The sequence below is a fragment of the Leptospira wolbachii serovar Codice str. CDC genome (assembly GCF_000332515.2).
In the GTDB taxonomy this organism is placed as follows: Bacteria; Spirochaetota; Leptospiria; order Leptospirales; family Leptospiraceae; genus Leptospira_A; species Leptospira_A wolbachii.
The window spans coordinates 1,828,429-1,847,511 of the sequence record NZ_AOGZ02000014.1 but is presented as its reverse complement, the minus strand read 5'-3'; the positions used below and the strand labels follow the sequence as shown (position 1 = coordinate 1,847,511).

The following is a 19,083-nucleotide window of genomic DNA, read 5'->3' as shown; positions in this document are numbered from 1 at the left end:
GTTTGGGTTTCTAATTGATTCTAAACTTAAGTTCTATATTCTTTCGAGTAGAAATAAATTTCTAGGTTGTTCCGACTTTGGAATCAAAAAAAACAATACACATTCTTTTATTCATTCTTACTTTTTTTACTTTAACTTACTCTGATATTTTTCTCAATCCTCAAATTCCTCAAACATTAGAGAATTATAAACTTATGTTTTTTGAGAACTGGCCCTATTCGGCTTCTTTGTTATTCATTTTACTAGCCCATGAAATGGGCCATTATCTACCCGCCAGGTATTATGGTGTGAAAGCCACATGGCCGTACTTCATTCCTTTACCAGTGGGACCGATCGGAACCATGGGAGCTGTGATCCAAATCAAACAACAAATTCCTGATAAAAAGGTTTTATTCGATATTGGTATTGGTGGACCCGCAGCAAGTTTAATCCTTTCTGTAATTGCCTGGTTAGTGGGTATTAGTTTGTCCAAAGTGATTGAAATTCCACCAGACTTTGATCGATCTGGTTTTTTGTTTTTTGGCGATAGCCTTTTCACTTATTTTACTACTCAGTGGATCCTCGGCCCCATTGATCTTTCAACGATGGATATACAAGCGCACCCACTTGCTAAAGCTGGATGGGTGGGTCTTTTAATTACAGCAGTAAACCTACTTCCTTTTGGTCAATTGGACGGTGGTCACGTCATCTATTCTATGTTTGGTGAAAATTATCGAAAATGGATTCACCGTTTATTTGTGTTTTTTATGATTTTCGCTTTGGTTCATTTTACTTGGCTACTTTGGGGTTTTATTATCTATTATGTTGTGAAGATCGAACACCCCTTTATTCGCGATTCCGTATCGGGAATTGGAAAATTTCGTTTTTACTTTGGAGCATCAATGTTAGTAACATTCCTAATCATTTTTGTTCCGAAACCGATTATCTTGGGTTCCGAATTTGAGGAATCATCTTTACTCATGGATATTTTTCGTCTGATAACACAAAGCGTTGGGTTAGATTAATGATTCGTATTTTATTATTATTAACATTCTTTTCATTCGGATTATTGGCACAGGAAAGTAAGGAATACAAACTTACAGAGAAAGCATACGGTCTTGCTTGGGATGGAATCAATTTTTGGTACATTGATACCAATCGTCGTGCAATTATTAAAATCAATGAAATTGGTGAACAAGAGATCTTTAACTTAGGTTTAGCAAACCTGCGTGGTATTAGTTTTGATGCTCGTGAAGGCAAACTTCTTGTCGTGGCACCCAAACAGATTCTGAAACTAGATCCCAACTCCGGTGGGATTACTGATAAAATTCAGATCCCCCTTTCCAATGTTGCCGGTATTGCCAGCGTCGGAAATTATTATTATATTTTGGATTTGGATTCTGGAAAAGTTCAAATTTATGATCAATCGACTTCACTTTTGATAGGTGGATTTTTCACGGATCGCACTCGGCCGCGTGACATCTGTTATGGGAGAGATTCCTTATGGATTTCGGATTCGGCAGATAATAGCATCTACCGGTATGACACGAAAACAGGAAAAATTACAGGATCGATTAAAACAAATCTAAGATCTATTCGTGGTGTTTTACTAAGTGGATCTAAACTTTGGGTTGTAGACCGCGAAAATAAGGAAATCAAAAATATTCCCTTCGTTGAGACAGAACGTTTTATTGCTTCAGGAGAAGAAGAATACAATTTAGAAGTTACATTAAAATTCAAACTTGATTCTGTTTCCTTATCAAAAGCACAAATAGCTATCCTTCATCCGCCATCGAATGAACAACAAAGAATTCGATCTGTTAAGTTTTCCGATCCGGCCTACCAGCCAACTTTCATTCAAAGGAACCGAGTTCAAATGAAGAAGTTATCCATCGAAGACTTACCTGGAGAACAAACTGTTAAGTATAAATTCTCTTCTAAAAATCAATTTATTAAGTACTATGTTACTGATGAGTATTTAGATAAAGAAGCTGTATATCCGGGGGATGTGACCGCTTTTTATGAAAAACCTAGTGAGGAAGTAAAATTTTTACCTAGAGATTATTTGGATGCGATTTATCAAGCTCGCCAAACTAGTGTTGGTATAAATGATTTTAAAGATAAAATGAAAGCCATTGGAGTTCCGATGCAGCCGTTTCGAATGATTCGTTTTGAAAAAGGAAAGCCAAAGTCTATGCAAGATTCCTTATCCATTTTTCTTTTGAGTTACGGTTGGATTCCTATTGGGGATTTGGGTCTTGGAAGTAATACGGATAAGCGATATTTTGAAAAAAAAGAGTCTGATTTGATTTTATTCCAAAGTTTGAATTTCAAATCCTCAGTTTCTCCGGTATACTTCCGTAAGGATGCCAATTCGGAATGGGAAAATTTACCTGCTGAAATTACATACAAAATTAAGTAAAATATCCGTATTCTTTTTATTTGCTTGTTCTGGCTTCGGACAAAGATTTGATTCTCTGTTTGTAGACAAAACGTTTGAACGTGAAAAAAGATTTCAGGAATTAGTAGAGTTCACTTGGATACAATTTCCCAAACTGGGATTGTATTGTGAAAAAGAAATTTCCTATCACAAAATCTATTGTAAAATTCAAACAATTCTTAGTTTTAAAAAACTATCGGAGTATTTGGGGATTCAGATTTATGAATCAGGCCCTCATAGTAAGTACTATCTAGAATTGAATTCCCGTACTGAATTTGGACATTACAATCCAGAATTTCCTTTGAAACTACGAGAATTTCTCCTTCCTGCAAAAACAAACCCATCATTATATAAAATAACTTTACCCATTTACGAAAGTTTGGTTCGAAACACGGCCCGTGAATTTTTTATCGTATACCAAAAACTAGATTCCAATCCAAGATTTTTTCGAAAAGAGGCCGACCGTTATTTATTGTTAGTGGAAGAAGATAGACTAGATCCCTACTACTTAGATCGATTTATCTTATTTCTCTATCCTGCTTTTACAGACAATGAAGATCCAGAAGAGTCCTCTCGTTTTGTTTATAGAAAAGGAGATGAAACCATAGATGCTCAGGTTGTAAAAGAACTTGTGGGATTTTGGATTCGCAGAAAGTCAGATGGTACGGATACAGAATTTATTTTAGGTTTGGTGGATCTTTTGAAGTTGTACGACCCGGAGTTTTATCAGAACCGAACCGCACAAATCGTCAACTGACCCACATTAGCTTAAAATATCTTTTACAGCATCAATTACATCTTTTTCATCAGACTCGGTCATACCAGCAAACAAAGGAAGAGAAATGGATCTATCATACATTTGGCATGCATTTGGATATTCTTTTCGATTGTATTGGAATGTCTTTTTATAATAGGGATGTTCGAAGATCGGAATGAAGTGGAGGCTTGTGCCAATATTTCTTTCTTTTAATTCTTCAACAAAACTATCGCGTCCGACTTTTGCAATTTTAGGATCAAGTTCTATACGGTATAGATGCCAACTATGAATCCCATTTGAATCTTCTTTCGGAAGTTTGATTCCTTTTAATGTACTAAATTCTTGGTTATAATGCTTTGCGATCTCGGTTCTACGCTCCCAGAATCCATGAGATTCTTTTAGTTGAACTACACCTAACGCAGCCGCAATATCTGTCATATTGTATTTGTAACCAGCATCAACCACTTCGTAATACCAACCTGGTCGGTTAAATGCATCACGGTTAATCCCATGAAGGCGCATTTTGCGAATTCGTTCTGCCGCCTCTTTATGAGAAGTGGTGACCATTCCCCCTTCTCCTGTGGTGATACCTTTAGTTGCATAAAAACTAAACACAGTGAAGTCACCCCAGGTTCCGATCATTTTGTCTTTGTGGACAGCGGGGAAAGCATGGGCTGCATCTTCAATTACATATAAATTATACTCTTTTGCGATTGCCATGAGTCCTTCCATATCGCAAGTATAACCGGCCAAATGTACTGGTAAGATGGCTTTGATTTGTTTGCCAGTTTTTTTACTTTTGAGTTCTTTACCGTTCCATTTGCACTTGGATTCGATAGTTTCCCGTAAAGTAGTTGGTGTCATCAAATTGTGAATTGGATCTACATCTGTGAGAATGGGTTCGGCACCGAAATAACAAATCACTTCTGTGGTGGCTGTGAATGTGATCGCACTGGTAATGGCAGCATCTTCGGCGGTAAGTCCGATCGCTTCTAAAGCTAGGTGGAGACCAGCAGTCGCTGAATTGACAGCGATGGTTTCTTTACTGCCTACAAAGTCGCTAAACTCCATCTCAAACTGTTTGACCTTGGGGCCTGAGGTGACCCATCCAGACCTTAACACTTGGGCTACTTCTTCAATCGCATCCTCAGAAATTGAAGGAAGAGCAAACGGTAGGAAGGTTTTGCGAGATGTGAGCATATTCATTTATACGACATAATTCAGAAAAAATTTCCAGTCTTTTCCGCTCCCTTAGATCCTATCGACGGGATTTTTCAAACCTAAATAGGGATTTTCACCTAAGCTTTAAAAATCTACTTGTAGATACCCACGAATTTACTCATTCTTTCCTGGAACATGGAAGTTCCTTTTTCTGAGATTCTAAATCGTATTGCTGTCATTGACCGAGACATTGCAGAGCTCAACCGCTTAAAGAGCCGCCTGCCAGCTGACAGACCGTACTCTCCTACCATTCAACTTACTTTTGATAAACAAATCAATACTCTGTTAAACGAGAGAGTTTCCCTTATGGAACTCCCGATCCTCCATCCTCCCCTTTGGTTACTTTCCAAAGAGGGGTTGGAACCTTCAGTGGAGTCGTCAGTTCTCAAAGAACGGAGATCATTACTTGCGGGGGATTTATCGGTTCCCCATCCTAATGAGCAGGACGTTATCAATTTCATTCGTGAAATTCCAAAGACCGAAGTTCACCTGCATTTAGAAGCTTGCGTGAACAAAGAGACATTGAAGTTCCTCTACAAAAAGAACGGTATCGAAGTCACAGACAAAGAGTTTGAAGATAAATATAATTTTAAAGATCTAAATGGTTTTATTCAGGTATTTTTCTTTGTTCAAGGTTCCGTGAAAGAAGCATCCGATCTTGGTTATTTCATTGATAGTTTAGCCGATTATTTACGCTCCAATAATATTATCTATTGCGAAGCCTTCTTTGCCCCTTCCAAGTTCATTCAAAATGGATTAGATTTTGATGAGATGGTTGAAGTGATGGTGAATCGCATCCGCCAAATCGAAGTCAAAGATGGGATCACTATTCGATTGTTAGTTGACGTTTCGCGTTCCTTTGGACCCGAAAATGCAATGAACAATCTTAAAAGAGTATTGGGCCTAAAACAGAAAGAAGTCATCGGAATAGGTCTTGGTGGTGCGGAACTTATGGGTCCTGCAAAAGATTATTCTGAAGTTTTCAAAGTGGCACGTGAGTCCGGTTTACGATGTGTGGCTCACTCAGGGGAAGACGACGGTCCATGGGCTATTTGGGATGCGGTGAATCTTTGTAAGGCGGAGAGGATCGGGCATGGAACTTCTGCGATCCAAGATCCTGAACTTGTTCGTTATATGAAGGAAAACAGAATTCCTATTGAGATTTGTGTTACTTCCAATGTTTTTACCGGAAAATACGTTCGTAAGGAACAAAACCATCCGGTTCGTTATTATTATGATCAAGGACTGATGTTGTGTATCAATACTGACGATCCTGATATCTTTAACGTAAATTTAACTTATGAATTTTTTAAGCTGTACCGCTTTCTGGACTTCTCCATTGATGAGATCATAGACCTGGTGAGACAAGGTGTACTTTGTACCTTCCATCCAGAAAAAGATTCCTTATGGAAGTCTATGGAAGAAAAAATCGATTTAATTAAATTGAAATACAACTTGGTATCCGAAAAACAAATAGCAGCTGTTTGAGTTTGAAAGATAATTCTGCGATGAAATTAAACATTCATTCTATGAAGTATTGTTATTTATTAATGGTTTCGTTGGTATCTTTTGTTCCTTTGTATTCTCAGCCAGTTCCACTCGAATCGAGTAATGGATCTCAGAATGAAGCTAATCAGGGTCCTCCACAAAATAGAAGAAATGTATTGAGTTGGTTTAAAGATCCAGCTGGTGCTCGTTATTTTTCTATCAATCCAGGCATACAATATATTAGTTCAGCTTTGACTATTACAAGTCCGCATGGGAAAGCAAGTATGGCTGAGGATAATAATACAATGGATACTAACTCAAATTTTCTTTATGATTTGAAATCAAAAGAATGGCAGTTAGGTGAATATTGGGGTGTATTTATACTTAATAGAAACGTTAATTTTAGAAACACAAGACAAGTAATTCAGCTTTCACCAGCAACGGAAAATAATGATGGAAGAGAAAATGTAGATTTAAAAACGGAAACCTTTGGAAGTTACTCAATGGTATTACCTGTTATGTACCTTGGAAAAGCGGGAAATGAAAGTTTCCGAATTGGCTTAGGAATGGGTGTGGGTAAGGTAAACGTTCAAGGAACTGCTGATTTTAATGATGGTTTGGGATTGTTTACGAATGCCGCAGTCTTTAATAGCGGGAGAACTTTAGATAATAAAATTGAAAATTTGGGACGTTTTTCCCTCCTAACTTCAGGAAACATTGATGGAGATCCCTATCGAGCCTATTTATTGAGTAATTTATCATTTGAGAACAATCTGGAGAATTTAGGTTTATACTCTTTATTAAAAGGTGATCTTTCAAAAGGTTCTATAGAACCTATTAGTTATTTAATATATTCCTCGGCTGCCAATGGTCAATTGAATGCTTTAGAAATATATGCTTTGTCGAGTTTAGGCAAAGGGAGAATTAATTCGAAAACAAATTTTGCAAAGAGTTATTATTTCTTTTGGGAAATTCCTTTGGGTCCTGTGACTTGGCGCTTAGGTTTTGGTGGTCCGTTTTATACTCAAAACAACTTTACGATCGAGATTCGCGGATTTGAAATGTCGCTATATACTCCTATAGAATTTTGATAGAATACTTTTAATGGAAATTTAAAACTTTGGTTCTCCCATTAAAAACCATACTTTGCTTATTTTCTCATTTTCAATTTCATAAATTGCTAAAACTTCGATCGTTGCTTTTCCTTCTGGTAAATTTCGAGTGACAACTTCTTGGTCTACAATTTTGCCACTGTAACAATTTCTTGATATTAGTTTTGCATAAAAATTAGGTTCCTGAAAACGGATCAAATGCCTTTCTTTGATTTGTTCGATCATAAAGATTCTTTCTTATCAATTAAAAATCATTACATAAGGTAAAGCTACAGTTTCTCTGAAAATGGAATAGAAATCTCGAAATTCCAAATATCGAGCAAAGGATGTTTTTACATTGAGAAAACCGGCTTTCCTAACTAAGAAGGCTGCTCTATTTAGATGATAGTACTGTGAAATAATAAGAATTGATTCTTTAAAATTTGAATCTAAAATAACCTTTAAGTTTTTTGCTGATTTTTCTGTTGTGTAGCCTTGGTTGTCCGGAGTGATATGATTAGAATCAATTCCTTGTTTGATTAAATAATCTTTCATAACTCTTGCTTCATCAAAACCTTCTTTTCCCATTCCTCCAGATACAATAATTTTCTGAATCAGATTTGATTGATAAAGATATACGGTTCGATCCAATCTAGCTTTCAACCGATCTGATGGTAATCCATTCAACTCTACTTTGTTTCCTAGAACTAAAGCTACATTGGAATGCAAATTTTTTTCTTCCACTAGTCCTGTGGAGATAATGTAAGCGGAAGAAATGAGGAAATACGAAAAGGATAATTTGACTAACCAATAAAATATCTTTTTTATTTGGGTTTGGAAATGAGAGCTCCAAGAAATTCTGAGTTATTCCACTCTTCAATGATTAAACCGTTTTTGAATTTAGAAACTATCATTTCATCCCATTTAATTAATCTACCTGGTCGTAGATTTTTGTTTTTTGAGGGTTTGATTTTTCCTCGTAGAGTTCTTTTCCAAACTATAAACTCATCTGTTTGAAGGAGGAATTGAATTTTCACGACTTTTAAATCAGAAAAGAAATTATGTAAATCTTTACTCCATTTTCCGATAATCTTATGCCCACTGTAATCCTTTTTTGATGTATGTACAACATAGTCTTTCGAGAAATACTTTGGAATTTCGGATGTTTTATGATTCGCTATTAGTTCGTTGAGTATGAATTCAATTTTATTTTGGTTTTCCATATTTCATTTCAATAACCCGAAGAAGGCATTTTTCCTTTTGTTGTTTTAATTGATAAATTTCATTTTCATACAAACTGCGGAACTTGGGCAAAGATCTTTAAATTCGGAAGTCATTCTGATTGGTTCTGGAACTATAGAGCGGTCCACAGCCACAAATCCAAATTGTTGAAAAAAACCTTCCGCAGTCATAGTGAGTAAATATAATTCTTTGATTCCCTTAGAATGAGCATAAATTAATAGATCTTTATAAAGTAAAAATCCGATTCCTTTTTTACGATATGTTTCTTCAACGCATAAGGAGCGTAAAAGGCCTATTTCTTCAAATATTTCTAAGCCGATTACACCAATTATTTTTTCTTTAGTTTTTGCTATAAAGAAATCTTTTAAATTTTTAGGTATGATATCTTCCGATGGAAGGTTATTCCTTTTAAGTAAAGATTTTATTGTGCCTTCGTGAGTTACAGAAGCTTGAGATAAGAAGATTGGATTCATTTCCATTTTAAAATCTCCAAAGATTAATCTAAACCAACAGGGCTTAAAACAAACTTATAATTCTCTTATTTTAGTATTTCTTTACTTCACTTTCCGTTCCAAAATAGCTCCCAATGCAATGGCAAAAAACAACAAAGACAAATACCGAAATCCAATTTGGATAAAGTATACATCAATAGGCATTTTGGACATAGGAATTAAAACAAGAATGTCTAAAAGCCAATTGATAGAAGTCCAAGAAATTCCGATGACAAAACCTTCTTTTAGAAATTTTGAATCGACTAACAAAAAGTAACGATAAAGTAAAAAACAACCGCTTAAGGAACCAACAACAATCATAATCGTTTTAAAAAGAAACAAATCAATTTGAAGTCCGCCTTCCTTTGAAAAAAAGAATATTGAGATAAAAAAAGGAACAAACCAACTTAAAAAACCATATCCTAAATTCCATTTAATTGCTTTCATATTGGGTAACCCTCTTGCGTAATTACTAAGGCATTTGCTTACAGTTACTTGGGAATGAAAAGGATATTTTTCCCATTTCCTTTTCAACAATAGATTGACAATAAGTAGTTTGATATTAAACTATCTAAATAGAGGAATCGGAGCCGTCCAAAAACTCCGAGAAACCGTATGAACCAGTCAGAAACCAAAGAGAATTTGAGTGTCTTCCAATCTTCCAATACTATGCCTTCCTATTTTTTGGGCCATGGCAGTCCTATGAATGCGATCGAAGAAAATGAATTTGTGGCTGGGTTGCGAAACCTCGCAAAAACAATTCCGAAACCACAGGCCATTCTTTGTATCTCGGCGCACTGGGTAACAGAAGGTACATTTGTGACAGCAATGGAAAATCCTCCTACAATCCATGATTTTGGTGGTTTTCCCAAGGCTTTGTTTGATGTGCAATATCCTGCTCCGGGTAGTCCCGAGTTGGCTAAACTAGTACAGTCTGTTGTGAAATCTCAAAACGTAAAATTAGATTATGAATGGGGTTTGGATCATGGAGCTTGGAGCGTGATCAAACATATTTACCCCAAAGCAGACATTCCTATCGTTCAGTTGAGTATGGACTACAAAAACTCACCAGAACAACATTTTCAATTAGCAAAAGAGTTAGCCCCACTACGAAACCAAGGGATTCTCATCATTGCTAGTGGAAACATAGTACATAACTTGCGTATGGTGGCTTGGGATCGATTGAATGAAGTATATGGCTTTGATTGGGCACTGGATGTGGATCAAAAAGTAAAAGACTGGATCAATAAAGAAGATTACGATTCGCTAATCCAAATTCGAAATCATGGGAAGGAATTTGAATGGGCCATTCCCACAGCAGAACATTATTTACCATTATTATATACATTGGGAACTAAATTGAATTCGGATAATGTTTCGTTTTTTAATGATAAACCTGTTGCTGGAGCTCTAACTATGACTTCGGTTCAACTTACTTCTTAATTGAATCAGGGATAAAGATCAAAATGGAAAAACCATTAGAATACTTAGTTCGTAAACCAAAAGTTTCCGTAGAAAATCCTCCTCTCTTACTTTTGTTGCATGGAGTTGGCAGTAACGAAGAAGACTTATTTTCCTTAACTAATTATTTACCTGAATCTTTACTTATAGTATCCGTCAGAGGTCCTTTAACTTTAGGTAAAAAAAGTTTCGGCTGGTATGAAGTGTTATTCACAACAGGACAACCGAAAATCAATTTAGAACAAGAAAGAGAAAGCCAAAAACTTTTATTACAATTTCTAGATTATCTAAAACTAAATTACAATTTTGATGAATCGAATGTTTGGATTGGTGGCTTTAGCCAAGGTGCCATCATGTCTTATTCGATTGGTTTATTACATCCAGAAAAAGTGAAAGGGATCATTGCACTGAGTGGACGTTTGTTAGAAGAAAACAAAGCGCAAGTGACTGTTTCAGAGAAAGTTCTAAGTAAAAAAGTATTTATATCTCACGGAACCAATGACCGCGTGTTGTCTGTGGATTACGCTAGATCCGTAAAAGGATACTTGGAATCAATTGGAGTACATCCTCATTATCAGGAATATGAAGAAGGTCATAGTATCAATAGGGAGATGTTAAAAGATTTAATTCAATGGTTGGAAGTGCAATTGGGAAACCAAAGCTAAGGATTCAAAATAAAATTTTAATATAAACTGCTTTGCTATTACTACACTAGATAAGTTTACCTGAACTTTGTATGTTTGGATGGATTTAATAATTCGACGCACCATATACGTATGTCGTTTAACCAACATCTACGAGGCGATAACCGCCGGCGTTAGCGTTTATTCGGCCGCAACAGTGCGCTTGATTGCATTACGTTTATTACCCGCCATGAGTCCAATAAACGCTACCTCTATCCATTTACGCACCGTTATTGACGACTATATACAATGCGTTTATAGCGCGCATATACCAATTTAATCCAAATAGAATCAATAAAATCCAAGATCGAAAGTTTTATTTGCAAATAAAATCAAAATAAAAAACCTATAGACCAAAGTAATTTGACCTATAGGTTTCAAAGTCAATTGGTTGATAGTTCGATTACTACTTCTTTGTGAACAAATGAATTAGCAAACTAGCGAACATATAAACTTAGAAAATTAATCAATGATCCCCAATCGTTTGAAGATGAGTGGAATCCGTTCCAGGTAAGGTTTGATTTGGAAAATTTCATCCAAATCACTATCTTTTAGAATTGCCGAACATCTTGGATCTTGTTTCAAAAGAGCGCGCAGATTCTTAGATTGGTCTGCCCATACTGCCATTGCATTTTCTTGGACGATGAGGTAGGCATCTTCTCTGGAGATCCCTCCTTTTTCAATCAGCCATAACAAGACTTTTTGAGAGAAAATGAGTCCGCGTGTTACGTTTAACGTACGTTCTGTGGCATCAGGATACACATGAAGTCCCTTTAACACAAAGTTCATTTTTTCTAAAATATAATCGAGAGCGATAGTGGAATCGGGAAGAACAATTCTCTCGGCAGAAGAATGGGAAATATCTCTTTCATGCCAAAGCCCAACGTTTTGTAAGCCAACATTTACATTGGAACGAATGACTCTGGAGATTCCAGAAATACGTTCACAGACAACGGGATTTCGTTTGTGAGGCATTGCCGAAGATCCTTTTTGACCTTTAGCAAATGGTTCTTCTACTTCGCGGCCTTCTGTTTTTTGAAGGAGTCGAATCTCTGTAGCCATACGATCTAAGCTGGCAGCAACCACACCGAGAACTGACATATAGAAAGCATGTCGATCGCGTGAGATCACTTGTGTGGCAATCGGATCTACCTTAAGGCCGAGTTTATTTAATACATATTCTTCGATTTCCAAATCAATATTGGAATAGGTTCCCACTGCCCCGGACAATTTTCCTACAGCGATTTGTTCGCGTGCATCTTTCATTCTTTCGAGGTTACGGGTCATCTCAGCAAAGAAGAGGGCAAATTTTAATCCTAAAGTCATTGGCTCTGCATGGATCCCATGGGAACGTCCGATACACGGAAGGTCTTTGTACTCTTTTGCTTTTTCTTTTGTTGTTTGTAAAAGTGTCTCGGTTCTTTGAATGAGAAGGTCCATGGCTTGAACCATTTGTACACAAAGTGCTGTGTCTCCAACGTCACTGGAAGTCAGTCCGAAGTGAACATGACGGCCAGCAGGTCCAATATAAGAATTCAGGTTTGTCAAATAGGCGATGACATCATGGTGAACTTTTGATTCTATTTCTAGAATTTCATCAACATTGAATTTTGCCTTTTGTTTGATGGTTTCGAGGTCTTCTTTCGGAACCTCTCCACGGTTGGCACGGGCTTCGCAGGCATAAATTTCAATATCTGTCCAAATTTTAAATTTGTTCTCTAATTCCCAGATGGCGGAAATCTCCGGGTGGCTATAACGATCGATCATAAGGGCAGTCTTTCATTAGAAACTTCTCTTTCAACTGGGAATTTTACGATTGCCGAACGATGTTCGAGATTCAAGTTTAGAATCTAGTAATAAATCCTAGGGGGGCATATGTCCAAAGAATTCGAAGGAAAAGTAGCACTGGTAACAGGAGCTGCCTCTCCCATTGGTTTGGGAAGAGCAATCGCAAACCGTATCGCATCGCATGGTGCAAGTTTGGTGCTTGTTGACTTGAATCAGGAAAAAATTGAAGAAGCTGCCAGAGAAGTAGAAGCAAAATTTGGTGTAAAAGCAATTGGTGTTGCTTGTAACGTAACAAAACCAGATGATTGCGACGCTGCCATTAGCAAAACAAAAGAAGCTTTTGGAAAATTGGACTTTCTTGTGAACAACGCAGGAGTTTTGAAAGATAACCTTCTCATTCGTATGTCTGAGCAAGATTACGATTTCGTAATGGATGTGAATTGTAAGGGAGTTTTCCTTATGACTAAATCCGCAAGTAAATTGATTCTTAAATCTGACTCTGGTCGGATCGTTAATATTTCCTCAGTTTCTGGACTTACAGGACAACCGGGACAAGCAAACTACTCCACTTCCAAAGCTGGCGTGATTGCTTTAACTAAAGTTTCTGCTCGTGAATTTTCTGGAAGAAACGTTCTAGTAAACGCAGTTTGCCCAGGATACGTTCAAACAGAAATGACAGGAACACTTTCTAAAGAAGTACAAGATAAGTTGACTGATCCATCTGTGATCCCACTCAAACGTCCGGGAAAACAAGAAGAGATTGCATCTGCTGTTAAGTTTTTCTTAAGCAATGACGCATCTTACATTACCGGAACTTACCTCCGTGTTGACGGTGGTGCGGCTATCGGGATGTAGATTTTTTATCCTTTGCCTTGGGTGCGGATGTGATCGGTTTCACCGCCTTTTGCACCTTAGGCGAAGATGGTTTAGTTTTAGTTTCTTTTGTGTTCTTTTTATCTTTAACAGTTTCTATGTTTAAGTTGTCTGAAGTCGGTTTCTTTTTTTCCTCAGGAACAGGTGGTGATTGAATTTCGTAATCATATCGAACTGTAGAACTCCAGTTTCCCGCAAAATCTCTCACACTTGCAAGTACCGTATGTTTCCCTGGTTCGTATAAAATTTCTGGTTCAAAGATTTCTAAACGTCCATCTTTTGGAAAAAACTCGGCCTTCCCAGGAATTCCATCGACAGTGATGTCAAATCCGTCAGGCATAATTCCTGATCCAACATCAACGGCTTTTAGATACAAGGCAAAGTCTTCTCTAGGGTATACTGTTTTGTTCATGAACTCATGAAGATAAATGTTAGGTGGTGTTTGGTCAGAAAGAACCACGAAAAGACCCGTTTTACGGAGTCTTACTTTGAAGAACTGACCCCAGGAACTAAAAGACGATCCATTGATTTTTTTTACCTTCCCATCAGCTAATACTTCATATAAATCAGCAGAATTAATATCTTTCGATTTAGGAACTTTTACATAAAGATCATAACCTAAATTGAAGTCTTTAAAATCAGGTCCAATTTTGTATACACTGGAAAGTTGATTGAGTCCTTGTGTGTTGATTTGAATTTGTTCTTGGGCTTCAATTTCAAAGAAAGCTTTCGAGTATACTGCATTAACAGGGAAAAATAACTCTACCTTTGTATCTTTTGACTTAAAAGTCGTATAACGATCGTAATATACATTGTATTTCCATTCTTTGGTAACGATGTGGCTGTAATCACCTTGGTCTTTTAGAATGTAAAAGGACGCAAAGGACATCTGTCCTCCCATTCCCGTCGCACGTATTGTAATTTCTTTTGGTTCTCCCATACGCATCTGTTCGCTATCAAGAAGGCCTTGTTCCCGGCCATTACTTCTCATTCCCAAAAGATCATTCCCATCGCGAGTATGTAGATAATATGAAAATGGATTTCCGTTTGGTTTACTTACTGAACTGTCGTAAAGCAAAACATTTTTACGTGTATGTTCTTTCAAGATTTTTGAAAGTTGGAAACCTTGTAAAACGTTCTCACCAATTAACATATCTAAGGTGAAGATGCCTAAGCGATTACTGTTGGATTTTTGATGGATCGCAATTTGGATTCCAACTTTCCCTTGGATAAAAAGTGTAGGGGTTTCCGATAACTCAAATCGATTTCCACTGGATTCATAAAATGGAATTTCGATAGTTTCATTTCGACCATTGATGAAAGTGCGTGGCGTTTGTGGAGTGATGCGTAGTGCATTGAAGACAATAGGCTCTGCTACATTATATCCAAGACCATAATGCATGGGATTGTAATATACATTATCTTTAAAAAGTTCAAAATGAAGGTGTGGGGGACCTACGCCCGTATCACCCGAGAAAGCAATGGTTTCGCCAGCTTCTACTTCCACTGCTTCTGGAAGTGCAATATCAAAATCTGTTCGATCTTTATAGCGTTTCGCTTGTTTTGATTTTAAAATTTGTTTAATAATTTTTTGAGAAAACTTGTGCAAATGGCCATAACGAGAGGTCATCCCATCATCGTGTTGCAAAAAAAGCGCATAACCAATGCTAGTCCATCTTCTTTGAACCCGAGTTACTTTCCCATTTGCCACGGCCAGGATAGGAATACCGATTTTACCACCTGTAGAAAAATCCTGACCCATGTGAAAATGGCCGGTTCGAAATTCTCCAAAGGCACCGGTAATCGTATCATGTCCTTTTACTGGCCAAATATATGGATTTTTTAAAACAAAACCTGGTGGGAAATCAGAGACAGATATTGCAGAAAGAGGAGAGAGAGAAAGTATAAGTACTAATACGAAGGAACGCAACATCAGATTTCACTATAATTTTCGGCTCTTATGGTGAAAAGACTTATAAGAATCGAGGGGTGTTTGCTATTTTCCCCTCGATAATAGAAATTTTATTTAAAAACGGGTCTACGTTTTTCCTTTAGGGCTGTCATTGCTTCGAGAAGATTATCAACAACGCCGGGTTGTTCAAAAGATTTGATCGTATCTTTTTTATATTGTTCTAGGTTTGCAATAAGTGCTGCATTTAATGTATTCTTTGTAGAACGATATGCTGCTGAAGGAATTTTTGAAAGTGTTTCCAATTTTTTCAAAGCAATTTTTCTTACTTCTTCCGGTGTCGGAGCAATTTCATCGATGAGTCCAATTTTTTTAGCTTCAGCACCTTTGTAAGTAGTTCCTTCCAAACATACCTCTGCCCAATACCTTGGATCCACACACATTTTGATTCGATCTATAAAACTTCCCGGTAAAGGCAGACCCACATTCACTTCTGTAAATCCTATCCTTCCTTTTCCATCCAACATATACTTAAAATCTGAGGCCACAGTGATGACTGCTCCACCGCCCATCGCATGGCCAGTGACTTCAGTAATTAAGGGTTTGTCGAATTTTACAAGTTCCCCAAAAAGAACTACAATCCCACCAACTTCATCCATCAGTTTGTCTCGGCTTGTGGAGAGTAAGTTTTCCGCATCGAGTCCATTACAAAAAAACTTTGGGTTGTCTGTTGTGAGAATGATTCCTCGTTTTGAGTTGTCAGCTTTGATTTCATTTAAAATCTCACCGAGGTCTTTCATATTTTGACCAGTCAATGAGTTTTGATCATTCATTTGAAAGCGAATGATTTCGCCTTTGCCGTTGGGAATATCGATGACTTCACGTTTGTAGTTCATTGTTTACTTCTTTTATTTTTGTTATCTTAAAAATTAGGGTTGAGCAGATGGCGGATTTGATTCCTCGGAACCGGTATTAGGTGGTGGTACTTCTGGAATTATGGGATCATTGATTGGAATTTGTATTTTTACTTCGCTCAGAAGAGTAGGAGCAGGTGGTCTTTCTTTCCCGCCATCTTTTACAAATTTCTCTTTTTTTTCTTTTTTCCGCTGCTCTTCTTTTTTCTGGTCTTCCATTCTTACGTATTCATCGAATTCGTTAGGAGCCATAAACACTAACATTTTTTCTTCATCTGTTGCATGTTCAATAAAAGCCCCCATGTGACGGCCTGCAATAAAAACAACTCTCTCGTGACCTAGAAAAATTTTCATTACACGTTCGAATACTTCTACTTCGTCTTTCCCTAATTCTGGAACGACACGAACATCAAAACAAATACGTTCTGCTTGTATGGATTTTAAGAAATTCGGAGTGAATATTTTTTTGAATTCTGGAAATACATATCGTTTGAGATTGGCGCGACATTGAAATAATACACGTCCATGACCGCGATCCACCACAACAAAAGACATATTGTCTCTCGTTTTGGAAGACTCACTAAACTTATACTCTTCAATAAGGGAATGAATTCTATCTAGTAGTGGTTGTTTGATCAACGGTTTTACCATATAATCGGTAAATCCAAGTGCTTTATGATTTGCTATGAAGTTGGCATCTTCTTTAGGAATCATTGCCAAAATAGGAATGTTATGTGTGATTACATCGCGACGAAGTTCTAAAACAAACTCCAATTCTTTTTTATCCTTAAAGGTTAAACCCATTAGAATTATATCTGGGTTAGAGGACTTTGCATATTCTTGCACAGTTTGAGAAAACCTTGTTACGACGACTCGTTGGCGTAAACCAAGGAAGATATTTTCCAAATCCTGTGAGGAATTTAGATCGTTTTCAATCGCCATAATGAAATGCATAATTGATTTTAAATTAAACCCTCTTCTGATGCAACTCGAAACAAATTTCCGATTTTCTTTTGTTTTTCTGACAAGATTTTATCTGTCAATACTTCTTTCACTACATCTTCGTGTATGGAATGGAGAAGTTCAAAATCCCTTTTATAATCAGAGATCGTCATTTTTCCAAACAGAATGTTTGCTTGGAATTGATAAATTTGGTGTTCCATGAGAAACCGCAAAGTATCATAATCCTCAACCGCTTCCGCAGTGATTACGGCCTCCCTATTGTCAGCAAGCCGTTTGCAATAATCAATAAATGCTAAGTTGTCTAAAAATTTAATTTGGTCTTCTTCGATTTTGAATTTAAAACTAATAGGATCTAATTTGAATTCTTTGATCATAATTCCGAGATCCAACACAATTTGGTGAGATTGGCTTTTAACTCCAAAGTCGTCTGCCGCAAAACTCATTCCATGCGAATAAAAAGCATGGCAAACATCCTTTAGCGGATAATGGGAATCGTCATAAGGTTTTTCTACCAACTCAAAACGAATATTCTCTGGAAGAAGATCCTTATTTTGAATAAGTTTTTTCAATCGATCCACACGATCCTGATGTGAAAAAGTATCAATCAAAGATTGTGGAGAAATATTGAATTTTAAAAGTCCGGGCGCTCCTTCACAAGCAATGATCAGTTTTTCTAAAATTAACAGTTCAATGCGGTTTAGATCTTGGTCTGAAGGAATGTCGTTGATTAGATCTTTATAACCAATATAAGCTCCACCACCGAGGAATACTTCTCCTCCTTTGACAGAATAAGTTTTGTCTTTTGGATTGAAGATCACCGTGGGTTGGATCATGGCTTCATGAACTGATCCAGAAATATAAGTATTTGCTTTATTGTAGTAAGTCCAACTCCAACGAACCAGGTTGTCGTTTAGGTTTTTTTCAGAGGATTTATAAAGTTCGTTATAAATTTCATCACTATCAGAGATAAAATTAGATTGGGTTCTTGAGACTCCAAAATGAAAGGAAGCAATTTTATTTTGTAAACACTGTTGTTGAAATTTACCAACCGCATTTTCAATATTAGGAAATCGTTCAATATCCCACTCGAAAAGTGGTGAAATTCCCATAATTAATATGTTTTGTTTTTCTATGTGATGGAATCCAAAAGAGATGTCTTCTAAATCCAAACAGGAATAAAATTCAGTTCGCAGTAGATCCAAAAAATCAGTAAGTTCAAGACCACTGATGTTTTCAAAACGAATGAGAAAGAGCGGTTTCCCTTGGTTCTCTTGGATGAAATATTTTTTGAACACATCCAAATCCTTCATACCAAAATAATAGGGACCTGTTAAAAGTTGATTTTTCAAATGTAGCCTTCGTATATGATTTGATTCTCAAACGACTTCTTGTAAATTTATGAGAATTCTAAAGAAAAGGCAACAAGGATAGTAACTTATGATTAGTTTTATTTGGTTTTTACTGATTGGTCTTGCGGCAGGTTGGCTTGCAGGTCGTATTTTGCGTGGGAAAGGATTTGGCCTTATTGCCAATTTAGTGATTGGTGTAGTTGGTTCCTTTTTAGGCGGGATTGTATTTGGTCTTTTGGGTTTTCGTTCTTATGGACTCATTGCCGAACTCATTGTGGCAGTGATTGGAGCCATTTTACTCATCTTCATCGCCGGATTGATCAAAAAAAGGTAAACCAGTTTTAGTCGATTACTTTGTGACAGTTTTGCTGTCGCAAAGATCCAAATCCGATGGGGACAGGGCGACATAAATCGTCCCTGTCTTTGGGAGAAAA

Annotated in this window: 20 protein-coding genes; 9 read left to right on the top strand and 11 right to left on the bottom strand. The window is 36.9% G+C overall.

Going from position 1 to position 19,083, the window contains the following annotated elements:
- Positions 1-77 precede the first annotated feature (77 nt).
- From LEP1GSC195_RS14085 to LEP1GSC195_RS14075, 3 genes are read left to right on the top strand one after another with little or no spacing between them, the layout of a single operon-like run.
- On the top strand, positions 78-1,004 hold the full coding sequence (locus LEP1GSC195_RS14085; protein WP_015681663.1) for a site-2 protease family protein: 927 nt from the start codon (positions 78-80) through the stop codon (positions 1,002-1,004).
- Complete coding sequence (locus LEP1GSC195_RS14080) at positions 1,004-2,401, top strand: NHL repeat-containing protein (RefSeq protein ID WP_015681428.1); 1,398 nt, start codon at positions 1,004-1,006, stop codon at positions 2,399-2,401. Before LEP1GSC195_RS14085 ends, LEP1GSC195_RS14080 begins: the two co-directional genes overlap by 1 nt.
- Positions 2,346-3,176 (top strand): hypothetical protein, encoded by an 831-nt coding sequence (locus LEP1GSC195_RS14075; protein ID WP_232227801.1) that lies wholly within the window; start codon positions 2,346-2,348, stop codon positions 3,174-3,176. The genes LEP1GSC195_RS14080 and LEP1GSC195_RS14075 overlap by 56 nt, the downstream gene beginning before the upstream one ends.
- A gap of 6 nt (positions 3,177-3,182) precedes the next feature.
- On the opposite strand, the gene LEP1GSC195_RS14070 is transcribed toward LEP1GSC195_RS14075, so the two are convergent.
- Positions 3,183-4,376: a DegT/DnrJ/EryC1/StrS family aminotransferase gene (locus tag LEP1GSC195_RS14070; RefSeq protein ID WP_015682361.1), complete on the bottom strand. Its 1,194-nt coding sequence runs from the start codon at positions 4,374-4,376 to the stop codon at positions 3,183-3,185.
- Between the two features lie 156 nt (positions 4,377-4,532).
- Between LEP1GSC195_RS14070 and add the strand changes: the two genes are divergently transcribed.
- Positions 4,533-5,885 carry an adenosine deaminase gene (add, locus tag LEP1GSC195_RS14065; RefSeq protein WP_015681671.1) on the top strand — a complete coding sequence of 451 codons (1,353 nt, stop codon included), beginning with the start codon at positions 4,533-4,535 and terminating at the stop codon, positions 5,883-5,885.
- A 20-nt stretch (positions 5,886-5,905) separates the two neighbouring features.
- Positions 5,906-6,976: a hypothetical protein gene (locus LEP1GSC195_RS14060; RefSeq protein ID WP_232227800.1), complete on the top strand. Its 1,071-nt coding sequence runs from the start codon at positions 5,906-5,908 to the stop codon at positions 6,974-6,976.
- A 21-nt stretch (positions 6,977-6,997) separates the two neighbouring features.
- Here the strand turns inward: LEP1GSC195_RS14060 and LEP1GSC195_RS14055 are convergent, their stop codons facing one another.
- The 5 genes from LEP1GSC195_RS14055 to LEP1GSC195_RS14035 all read right to left on the bottom strand — a co-directional run bounded on the left by LEP1GSC195_RS14055 (position 6,998) and on the right by LEP1GSC195_RS14035 (position 9,156).
- Positions 6,998-7,222 carry a hypothetical protein gene (locus LEP1GSC195_RS14055; protein ID WP_015680745.1) on the bottom strand — a complete coding sequence of 75 codons (225 nt, stop codon included), beginning with the start codon at positions 7,220-7,222 and terminating at the stop codon, positions 6,998-7,000.
- 15 nt (positions 7,223-7,237) lie between these two features.
- On the bottom strand, positions 7,238-7,705 hold the full coding sequence (locus tag LEP1GSC195_RS14050; protein WP_015682096.1) for a YdcF family protein: 468 nt from the start codon (positions 7,703-7,705) through the stop codon (positions 7,238-7,240).
- 95 nt (positions 7,706-7,800) lie between these two features.
- Positions 7,801-8,199, bottom strand: coding sequence for an ester cyclase (locus LEP1GSC195_RS14045; protein WP_015682620.1), 399 nt, complete (start codon positions 8,197-8,199; stop codon positions 7,801-7,803).
- Between the two features lie 45 nt (positions 8,200-8,244).
- The gene (gene arsN2, locus LEP1GSC195_RS14040) at positions 8,245-8,697 is read right to left on the bottom strand and encodes an arsenic resistance N-acetyltransferase ArsN2 (RefSeq protein WP_015680723.1); all 453 of its coding nucleotides are present in this window, start codon (positions 8,695-8,697) and stop codon (positions 8,245-8,247) included.
- A 75-nt stretch (positions 8,698-8,772) separates the two neighbouring features.
- On the bottom strand, positions 8,773-9,156 hold the full coding sequence (locus LEP1GSC195_RS14035) for a hypothetical protein (RefSeq protein WP_015682401.1): 384 nt from the start codon (positions 9,154-9,156) through the stop codon (positions 8,773-8,775).
- 168 nt (positions 9,157-9,324) lie between these two features.
- Between LEP1GSC195_RS14035 and ygiD the strand changes: the two genes are divergently transcribed.
- Positions 9,325-10,152, top strand: coding sequence for a 4,5-DOPA-extradiol-dioxygenase (gene ygiD / locus LEP1GSC195_RS14030; RefSeq protein WP_015682026.1), 828 nt, complete (start codon positions 9,325-9,327; stop codon positions 10,150-10,152).
- 23 nt (positions 10,153-10,175) lie between these two features.
- On the top strand, positions 10,176-10,835 hold the full coding sequence (locus LEP1GSC195_RS14025; protein WP_015681627.1) for an alpha/beta hydrolase: 660 nt from the start codon (positions 10,176-10,178) through the stop codon (positions 10,833-10,835).
- A gap of 480 nt (positions 10,836-11,315) precedes the next feature.
- Here LEP1GSC195_RS14025 and purB read toward each other — a convergent pair whose 3' ends face one another.
- Complete coding sequence (gene purB / locus LEP1GSC195_RS14020) at positions 11,316-12,620, bottom strand: adenylosuccinate lyase (protein ID WP_015682766.1); 1,305 nt, start codon at positions 12,618-12,620, stop codon at positions 11,316-11,318.
- Positions 12,621-12,728: 108 nt separating this feature from the next.
- Here purB and LEP1GSC195_RS14015 point away from each other — a divergent pair, with 108 nt between their 5' ends.
- The gene (locus tag LEP1GSC195_RS14015) at positions 12,729-13,496 is read left to right on the top strand and encodes a glucose 1-dehydrogenase (RefSeq protein WP_015681711.1); all 768 of its coding nucleotides are present in this window, start codon (positions 12,729-12,731) and stop codon (positions 13,494-13,496) included.
- Here the strand turns inward: LEP1GSC195_RS14015 and LEP1GSC195_RS14010 are convergent.
- From LEP1GSC195_RS14010 to LEP1GSC195_RS13995, 4 genes are all read right to left on the bottom strand, one after another.
- Entirely contained in the window at positions 13,483-15,447 is a 1,965-nt protein-coding gene (locus LEP1GSC195_RS14010) for a M23 family metallopeptidase (RefSeq protein WP_015682111.1), read from the bottom strand. The two genes, LEP1GSC195_RS14015 and LEP1GSC195_RS14010, sit on opposite strands and share 14 nt — an antisense overlap.
- 89 nt (positions 15,448-15,536) lie before the next feature.
- Positions 15,537-16,319: an enoyl-CoA hydratase/isomerase family protein gene (locus LEP1GSC195_RS14005; RefSeq protein WP_015681342.1), complete on the bottom strand. Its 783-nt coding sequence runs from the start codon at positions 16,317-16,319 to the stop codon at positions 15,537-15,539.
- A gap of 33 nt (positions 16,320-16,352) precedes the next feature.
- A complete protein-coding gene (locus tag LEP1GSC195_RS14000; RefSeq protein ID WP_156827656.1) occupies positions 16,353-17,291 on the bottom strand; it encodes a response regulator in 939 nt (312 codons plus the stop codon).
- A gap of 8 nt (positions 17,292-17,299) precedes the next feature.
- Entirely contained in the window at positions 17,300-18,649 is a 1,350-nt protein-coding gene (locus tag LEP1GSC195_RS13995; RefSeq protein WP_015681247.1) for an EAL domain-containing protein, read from the bottom strand.
- 88 nt (positions 18,650-18,737) lie between these two features.
- Here LEP1GSC195_RS13995 and LEP1GSC195_RS13990 point away from each other — a divergent pair, with 88 nt between their 5' ends.
- Positions 18,738-18,983: a GlsB/YeaQ/YmgE family stress response membrane protein gene (locus tag LEP1GSC195_RS13990; RefSeq protein WP_015681440.1), complete on the top strand. Its 246-nt coding sequence runs from the start codon at positions 18,738-18,740 to the stop codon at positions 18,981-18,983.
- Positions 18,984-19,083: the final 100 nt, after the last annotated feature.